At 38.5% G+C, this 7,856-nt stretch carries 5 protein-coding genes and 1 CRISPR repeat array; of the genes, 3 read left to right on the forward strand and 2 right to left on the reverse strand.

Features of this window, described 5'->3' with window-relative positions; genetic code table 11:
• Window positions 1-1,134: 1,134 nt before the first annotated feature.
• Window positions 1,135-1,344, reverse strand: coding sequence for a CxxC-x17-CxxC domain-containing protein (locus EO95_RS06070; RefSeq protein WP_048133204.1), 210 nt, complete (start codon window positions 1,342-1,344; stop codon window positions 1,135-1,137).
• Window positions 1,345-2,245: 901 nt separating this feature from the next.
• Here EO95_RS06070 and EO95_RS06075 point away from each other — a divergent pair.
• The 3 genes from EO95_RS06075 (at window position 2,246) to EO95_RS06090 (ending at window position 5,358) form a co-directional block, all read left to right on the forward strand.
• Complete coding sequence (locus EO95_RS06075; RefSeq protein ID WP_048133206.1) at window positions 2,246-2,875, forward strand: GNAT family N-acetyltransferase; 630 nt, start codon at window positions 2,246-2,248, stop codon at window positions 2,873-2,875.
• Between the two features lie 582 nt (window positions 2,876-3,457).
• Window positions 3,458-3,970, forward strand: coding sequence for a metal-binding protein (locus EO95_RS06080; protein WP_048133209.1), 513 nt, complete (start codon window positions 3,458-3,460; stop codon window positions 3,968-3,970).
• Window positions 3,971-4,348: 378 nt separating this feature from the next.
• A CRISPR array of direct repeats spans window positions 4,349-4,832; the repeat unit is 23 nt; unit sequence TCCACTAAAACAAGGATTGAAAC.
• 46 nt (window positions 4,833-4,878) lie between these two features.
• Window positions 4,879-5,358 (forward strand): hydrolase, encoded by a 480-nt coding sequence (locus EO95_RS06090; RefSeq protein ID WP_048133213.1) that lies wholly within the window; start codon window positions 4,879-4,881, stop codon window positions 5,356-5,358.
• 1,137 nt (window positions 5,359-6,495) lie between these two features.
• Here the strand turns inward: EO95_RS06090 and EO95_RS06105 are convergent.
• The coding region (locus tag EO95_RS06105) for a tetratricopeptide repeat protein (RefSeq protein ID WP_156163992.1) at window positions 6,496-7,856 on the reverse strand (1,361 nt) is incomplete at its 5' end.

Below are 7,856 nucleotides of genomic sequence, written 5' to 3' on the forward strand. Positions count from 1 at the left end.
CCGTCTCGTGGGCTCGGAGATGTGTATAAGAGACAGCTATTGAGCCTATGAGCAAATATTGCTGGTTTTTCTTAATCTAAACTCCTCCTCGATTGATATTAGAGTCCGGAATTCTTTTGACATAAATTCCTGAACCAGTATTGTAATGACTGGAAAGACTCTTTTTAGATAATACGTTTAGAACTAAAAATACTGTCAATGTGTTACTTTTTAAGTAATAATTATAATTGTTGAATAAAACCATTTTACTATAAATACGTTTCTAAATAAATGTGTTACAGATATGTTTGTTTTATACAATTTAGTATTACCAGATATGATAAATTATTTTGTTGTAGGTTTTTAATTAGCTGTAGACATCAGGTGCCGAAAAGAAGTAGAAATTTTGGCGCTCAAAACAAGAAAATAAGGATTAGAACTCAAACGCCTGCATATTCCGCAACCACGGTCAAAATTCGCGAGCAAGACCCACTAAAACAAGGATTGAAACTTACTATCTTTGCAAGTATCCGGTATGAAATTGAAGAAACCTGATTTTTCATTCTTTTGGAGATCAACATTTTACTCTACAATACAGACTCACACGGAAAAAACAAAGAACATCACAAATCAAAAAATGGCTCTTCGTTATTTCCTATGGATAAGACGACTTTCAATTAAAGATCACGTTGGTTTTTATGAGGAGATCAATACAAAACAACGAAGTGCCCAAAAAATACAAGATATTACTTTTAATTGTATGAAGAAAACAGAAGCATGAAACCCATTTGTACCTTAGAAAATGTATTCTTCTGTCAAATTAGGGTTTAAACTAAGTGCCCGCAACAAAATAACCTATGCAACTTGTAATTAATTGAAACTTTGATTGGAGACCATGATAGTGAAAATCAAAACGTCCAATCGGGAATGTGCAGAGGTAGTTCTGTGCCGGAGCCTAAGGGTTTTTTATTCTCAATGACTACCCTGTTTTCTTCACAATGACTGCCCCGTAATGTATCACGTTTTCTTTAATTCGGCTTCGTAGAAACCGACCCCGTTCCAAAACCCAGTGATTTTTAATTTTACATTCATCACTGGATTTTGGTACTGAGTCTAAAAACCTCTTAAAAAAATATCTCAATTATTGAGATAAGTTCAGTATCTGCGGTTCTCAAATCTGGGTTTCCTGTGGTTAGGAAGACAGTCCCTGCAGTAAACTGGTCTTTCAGGATCAGGTTTGAAAGGCACTTCGGTTTCAATACCACAGTCAGAACAGATTGTCTTGTGCATTTCTCTGGTAGCTCCGAAACCTTCGCGGTCACTGTCTCTTACCCTGAAAAGGTTTCTTCTGTCATTATAAGCCATTTTGTTTCACCTTTGTTTTAGTTGATAGTAAACTGATCCCCCAACTAATTTTATTCGCAAATCAAAGTTGACTCTTCGCGGTTTCGTGTGGGTTAAAAATAATTAATCAGTTAGAAAATAGCCATGCTAAAAAGAGAAACGTCGAGTATGAATGTGATTTCCAACAGCAAACGTTTCTGTATTTTATACATGCTACTTTAACATTTTGAAAATGAATTTAAGTTATCCACTCGAAACAACGAAGAGCCGTAAAAAAAACTATTTTCTTTGATCATAAACTCAATTAATAATTCAGAACACGAGATTCAGAGAAGCAATTTTGAGTTTAGGGACCGGCTCAATCAATAGTTTTAAAATATGATTATATATAACTCTTTGGTTAAAATACCAAAATTGGTTTTTAACAACCGATGATTATACGTCTCTTTATTGGAACATGATTTCCAGGGTATTGATGTTGATGAGATTGATGTTGATTTCAGGAATGATATAAATATAACTTCAAATTTTCAGATTGGGAATTGCTCTATAGTCCCATTTCCCCAAATGATCTTTCATGGTATCAAAAATCCTTGATATTGTATTTGAATAATTCCTAAAACAAGGATTGAAACTTCCATAAACCCCCTCCATAACAAAAACCAGAGCTATTCGCGAGCAAGATCCACTAAAATAAGGATTGAACCTCGACTAATGTATCACACTGCCAATGTGAGAATAATAATAATAATAATAATGACAATAATTATAAAAGATAGAGGTAACGAGAAAGGAATAAAAAACATGAAAAAATAGTGAAAAAAAGTAATGTAAATATCAACTGTATAATGACAGAAATAAAAGGACAGAAATAAAATAAGAAACTATAAGATTTAACTTTATTTATGGAGGTTTGAGAATTATGTTTATTCGACAGGCCAAAATTGAAGATGCTGATGAAGCGGCAGAATTAATCTGTATGGCCTGGGAAGAGTGTGCTTATGTGCTGGCGGGTTCTACTAATCGGAAGGCTGTGCAAGAGGTTATTAAAAAGTTCTATAAACAGCCTGATAATATTTTGAGTTATCAAAATATAGATGTTGCCGAGGGACGTAATGGTATAGCAGGTTTAGTTTTGTCATTTCCTTCAGACCATTTTCCGCGCTTGAATAAATTATTGGTAGAAAAACTCCCTAAATTATATAGATCCAATGCCGCGGATTACCGCGGAAAAGTAATTCCCATGTTAAAAACAAAAGAGGCAGAACCCGGGGAATATTATATAGATTCACTTGCCGTTTATCCACAGTACAGGGCCTGTGGGGTTGGAAGCAGATTGCTAAAGGCAGCAACCCTCAAATCTCATAAACTTGGTATTTCCAGGACCTCATTGATTGTTAAACCCGAGAACAAAGAAGCTCTAAAATTATATAAAAAACATGGCTATTCTGTAAGAGGGAAGTTGAAGCAAGCGGGTACAAATTTTGTGAGCATGGTTAATGCAATCAATCGGCCTGGAAATTCAAGCAATAAAAAAGGCCTCATTCAGTAAATTGCTATTGTTTCAAGCTTGAGAGTTTTGAACCTTATTCGAAGCCAAAATTGAAAAAAGGATACAGTAGGTTTTTTTATTCTAGCTGGCAAATGCCGGTATCGCTGGCCAGGTGCTGGTCGGCCCTCAACAGGCGTTATTGGGCTCTTGATGGTCGGTCTGCGACCGGAGCCCACTAAAAGCAGGAATATTCAAACCCCTCACCTCAGTAATAGTAGTTGAGCACCCACAATTTTCCATTTCTGTTTCTGATCTTCTACCGTTTTCAGCTTCTTTATTGTTTTATTTATAAAGTCTGTGGCACCTGATATGAAATTTTCATTTCATAGTACACAACGTGGATATACTGGGATGGAATTTGCAAATTCGTGAGCAATACCTGCCAAATAGGACTTGAAACTGAAATCCATTTAGTAAAAATCCAACGGCAACGACCGAATTAAATATTAACCATTATCACCTACTAGATAACAAAATATATAAAAAAGTTTTATAAAATATGAGGACTTATATGAATCGGTTTCATGGAATAGGTTTTGTGAGTATTATACACGTTCTCCAGTTTTAAAAACGGTGTTCGGAATGCCTAATGGAAAAACTCATATAAAAGTAAATATTACGCTGCTGCTTGGTATATTGCTAAGTTTACATATAAATTATATAAAATCGAATATTCCACCGGAATATATTGAATTTGACACTATAGCAATATTTTCATTTGCACTTATATTTGGGACGTATTATCTCAGTCCCGATCTGGATATTCAAAGTGATCCCTTCAGAAGATGGGGAATTCTTAAGTATATCTGGTGGCCCTATCAAAAAATTTGTAAGCACCGTGGAAAATTGCACCATCCGTTATTAGGCCCGATCATAATAATTTCAACTGTAGGTTTATTCATCATAGCACCAGTTGTCAAATTGTTCAACTTAGAAATTACTAACATCCCGACAAAATATATAATTTCATTATTAACTGGAATCGTTATTTCTATTGAAGCACACATAGTTACAGATATAATATACACTAAAGCAAAAAGAAAATCCACTAAAATAAAAAAGAAACTAAAAAATATTCGCACCACCAAATCATAAATTTCTACATTCTATTTTCTACATTCTATTTTCTACATTCTATTTTCTACATTCTATTTTCTACATTCTATTTTCTACATTCTATTTTTTAGTCAGTTTTTATAGAATGACATGTCAGGCGGTTGTCGGTGGGATATAATGTTTACTCTTATAGTGGGGCTTTGCGTTGGGTTGATCATTGATTGTTAACATGAGCCGATAATTAAAAACAAAAGTTTAATAGAAAGAAAAGCATATTTTCAGATGTTTCCAAACCATCAAAAACCCTGATTTTCTTGTATTTATAAAGGGTTTGATAATTTTCCAGCAAGAATTTTAGCCCAGAAAAAGGGCTCATTTCAAGCCTTTTCTGGCCAAACGCCGGAAATTTTTGCCCTATTCGCGAGCAAGATCCACTAAAACAAGGATTGAAACGGTGCGGAATTTGGAAACGTTTTTCCAGGGGAGAAAATTCGCGAGCAAGATCCACTAAAACAAGGATTGAAACCCAGCAGGTTTGACAAAGACGTTCAGAAGACCTTTGCCAAATTCGCGAGCAAGATCCACTAAAACAAGGATTGAAACATTTTAAGCTTCTTTAGAGGCCTTCTGTAAGGCTCTTATTCGCGAGCAAGATCCACTAAAACAAGGATTGAAACAACCACCCGTATATACACGCAGTACTTCTCACAAAAACATATTCGCGAGCAAGATCCACTAAAACAAGGATTGAAACCCTCATTGGCTTTTTGTTCCAGTTTTTCTAGCGACATTGTCGAGAAGTAGCTTCCACTAAAACAAGGATTGAAACTCTTCCTGTATTTCCATTATCCCGACAATGCCTCTGTCGAGAAGTAGCTTCCATAAAAAATGCAAAAACCAAAACCTAAAATAACCCCCAAAGTAATTATTTACCAGGGAGAATAGCCATGACCAGCGAAACCGAAACTCCGGAATGTTGTCCTCCGTTTGATCCCGCCCCCTGGGATGGAAAAGTCTTTGATTGGAACAATAAAAGGTTCATCAGGGATTCCGTTACCACACAGCATTACATGCCCCTGAACTTCGGGGAAGTAATAATGAGGATGAACGAGAAAGTTGCCAGGGCTGGGGCGGAAGTGCCAGATTGGCTCTGTCTGTCGGACCATACCTCCGAAAGCAATATGGACCTCTATCTGGCTGTTGACAGAGCGGTCGATGGAGCTGAAAACGTAACCCTGAGCGGGAAGTTTTTGAGCAAAGTGTACGAGGGAGATTTTGAAAAAACAGGGGAATGGTGTGCGGACTTTGAAGGCTATGCAAAAAGCCAGGGGCTCGAAATCAAGAAATGGTATATGTGGTACACTACCTGTCCGGACTGTGCTGAAAAATACGGGAAAAATTATGTTGTTATCGTTGCCAATGTTTAAAATAAAAATCGAGTGATAATATTGCCGGTTTGCGTCTATTCCATGTATTATCTTTAGGAGAAATTAGCAAAGAAATGTACTTAAAATAGTCCTCTTGAGCTGGGGTTTCCCACACAAAAAATTTCACCTTAAATTCAAATAGTCCATTAGATAGTAGAAAGTCTTATTTTTCTAAAGTAATTTTCCGGATAAAAGGGGATAAGGTGATGTTTTCCCCTTTATTTGAATCGCATTGAACTTACATTTTAAGCATAATCTCCACGATTGCCTGCAGCAGGAAATAATTTGAATGAATTAGCAAGCTTTCACGGGTTATTCATTTTATATCTGATCAAACCAGCTATCGAATGCAGCAGAATTCCGGTAAAAGCCATAAAAATTCCGATGAAAGTCAGCAGCAACATCAAAACAGCAGTCTCGAGATTAAAGCTTCCATCAGGATAAAAGGTTTGTACCTGATTAAGGTGTATATACAACCCGACTGCTACAAGAGTGAAACCTGGCAGAGTAAAGTAATACAGCGGGCTATTAAATTCCATCTCGTGAAAAATGTTTAACAAAACATTCGGACCATGCCCTAAAGGATTTTCCTTTGAGCAGTTTACATCACACACTTGAGTCACATTTTGAAGCGTAAGATCACCTTCCAGGTCATCAAAGAAATTATTGCAAACTTATGGAATTGGGCTAATTTTCTGGATGAAGAGACTTCAATATATAAAAATCCATCTAAAGAATTAGATGTGAATAAAAATATATCAACCGGAGAACACAGAAGAGCACGGAAATCTCTGTTCAGATACGTTCTTTATTCCGTATTTTCCGTGCTTTCAGTGATTCTAATTAAATCCGTTTTCTCCAAAAAAAGAATTCTGGTATTTCTGGTATATAACTATAGAATAGATTTCACTAACCGGAGTGCAAGAAACTCTTTCTCCTGGCCGATGGCAGAAAAAATACATTAAAAAAGAATTGAACCCCCCGTAAAACCTGATTCTTGCCCCTGAAGGAGAGGGCTTACTTTTTATTTTCGTAAAGCAGATTAACCATATACATATAAACAGGTGGTTAAGCAACTAACCAGTCATTTATAAACAGGTGGTTAAGCAGCTAACCAAAATATGGAAGGATTAAAAGTTACTTCTTTGTCTCCCTTCCTCTACCCACTTTTTTCTCAGTTTCCTCTCCTTTTGGTCCTCTCCTTGTCCGTACACTTCTCTCAGTTCTCTCTCCTCTTTGCTCCCTTCCCTGACCCCAACTTTTCTCAGTCTTCTCTTCTTTTGGTTCTTTCCTCGTCCATTCGCTCTTCTTAGGCCCCTCTCCTCTCTGGTCTCTTCCGTATCCCCGACTTTTCTTAATTATCTCGCTTGTTGGCTCCCTCTTTGTCCATACGCTCTTCCTGACTTCCGGCCTTCCCTCTTCTCTTTCATCTTCATCTTCGTCTTCATCGTCATCCAGATCGAATCCTAGTTTTGAGCTTAAGGAATTTCTGGCTTTTCGGGCTTCGACATAGTCCGGATTGAGCCTGATGGCTCTATCAAGGGCTCCGAGGGCTTCTTCACCTTTTTCCAGACCGGCGAGAGCCAGGCCTTTGCAGTACCAGGCTTCCGCAAGATCGGGCTTTATTAAAATGGCTTGACTGCAGGGCCCAAGCGCTTTTTTATGTTTGCCGAGCTTGAGGTGGACCATTGCTTTTCCGACCCAGATCTTTGCATTGTCCGGGTTTATTTTGAGGGCGGCATCATAGGCTATTGTGGCTTCCACAGGCCTGTCCAGGTTGTAGAGAGCAAAGGCTTTGCCTTCCCAGGCACGGGAGAGGTCCGGGTTTATTTTGAGGGCGGCATCGTAAGCTATTATGGCTTCTTCGTATCTGCCGAGGTCAACGAGGACTGAGCCTTTTGCGTTCCATGCACCCGCGAGTTTAGGATTGGCAGCAAGGGCTTTTTCAGAAGCTTCAAGGGCTTTTTCGTGCTGTCCGAGCCTGCAAAGGACTGAGGTTCTAAGGTTCCAGGTCTTGTCGCTGTTAGGCTTTATTTCAAGCAGCCTGTCAAAAGCCTGCAGGGCATCTTCATCCCTTTTGAGCTGAAGGAGCACGAAACCTTTTTCGTAGAGGTAAGCAGGATTCGAAGGTTCGATTTCAAGAGCTTTTTCAAAGGCTTTCAGGGAATCGCTGTACATCCTGTGCCTTAGAAACACTGCGGCTTTGCCTACCCAGGCGGCTGCATCCTCAGGGTTTTTCTGAAGTGCTTTATCATAAGGTGCAAGTGCTTTATTCCGGCGTTCATAGGCTGTGTCACCAGCATTATCGGGCCGGCCACCACCTTTCAGGGGAGTTCTGCCTGTCTTGCCTGTCTTGCCAGTCTTACATGTTTTGCCTGCTCTGTCTGGCCTACCTGTCTTGCCAGTCTTACATGTTTTGCCTGCTCTGTCTGGTCTACCTGTCTTGCCTGTACTGCCTGGTCTACCTGTCTTGCCTGTACTGCCTGGTCTACCTGTCT

This window comes from Methanosarcina sp. 1.H.T.1A.1 (assembly GCF_000979295.1).
Taxonomy (GTDB): domain Archaea; phylum Halobacteriota; class Methanosarcinia; order Methanosarcinales; family Methanosarcinaceae; genus Methanosarcina.

Bases quoted from the DNA above. Each gene is read 5' to 3' on its own strand.
- EO95_RS06070 (WP_048133204.1), bottom strand. From the start codon at position 1,344: ATGGCTTATAATGACAGAAGAAACCTTTTCAGGGTAAGAGACAGTGAC.
- EO95_RS06075 (WP_048133206.1), top strand. From the start codon at position 2,246: ATGTTTATTCGACAGGCCAAAATTGAAGATGCTGATGAAGCGGCAGAA.
- EO95_RS06080 (WP_048133209.1), top strand. From the start codon at position 3,458: ATGCCTAATGGAAAAACTCATATAAAAGTAAATATTACGCTGCTGCTT.
- EO95_RS06090 (WP_048133213.1), top strand. From the start codon at position 4,879: ATGACCAGCGAAACCGAAACTCCGGAATGTTGTCCTCCGTTTGATCCC.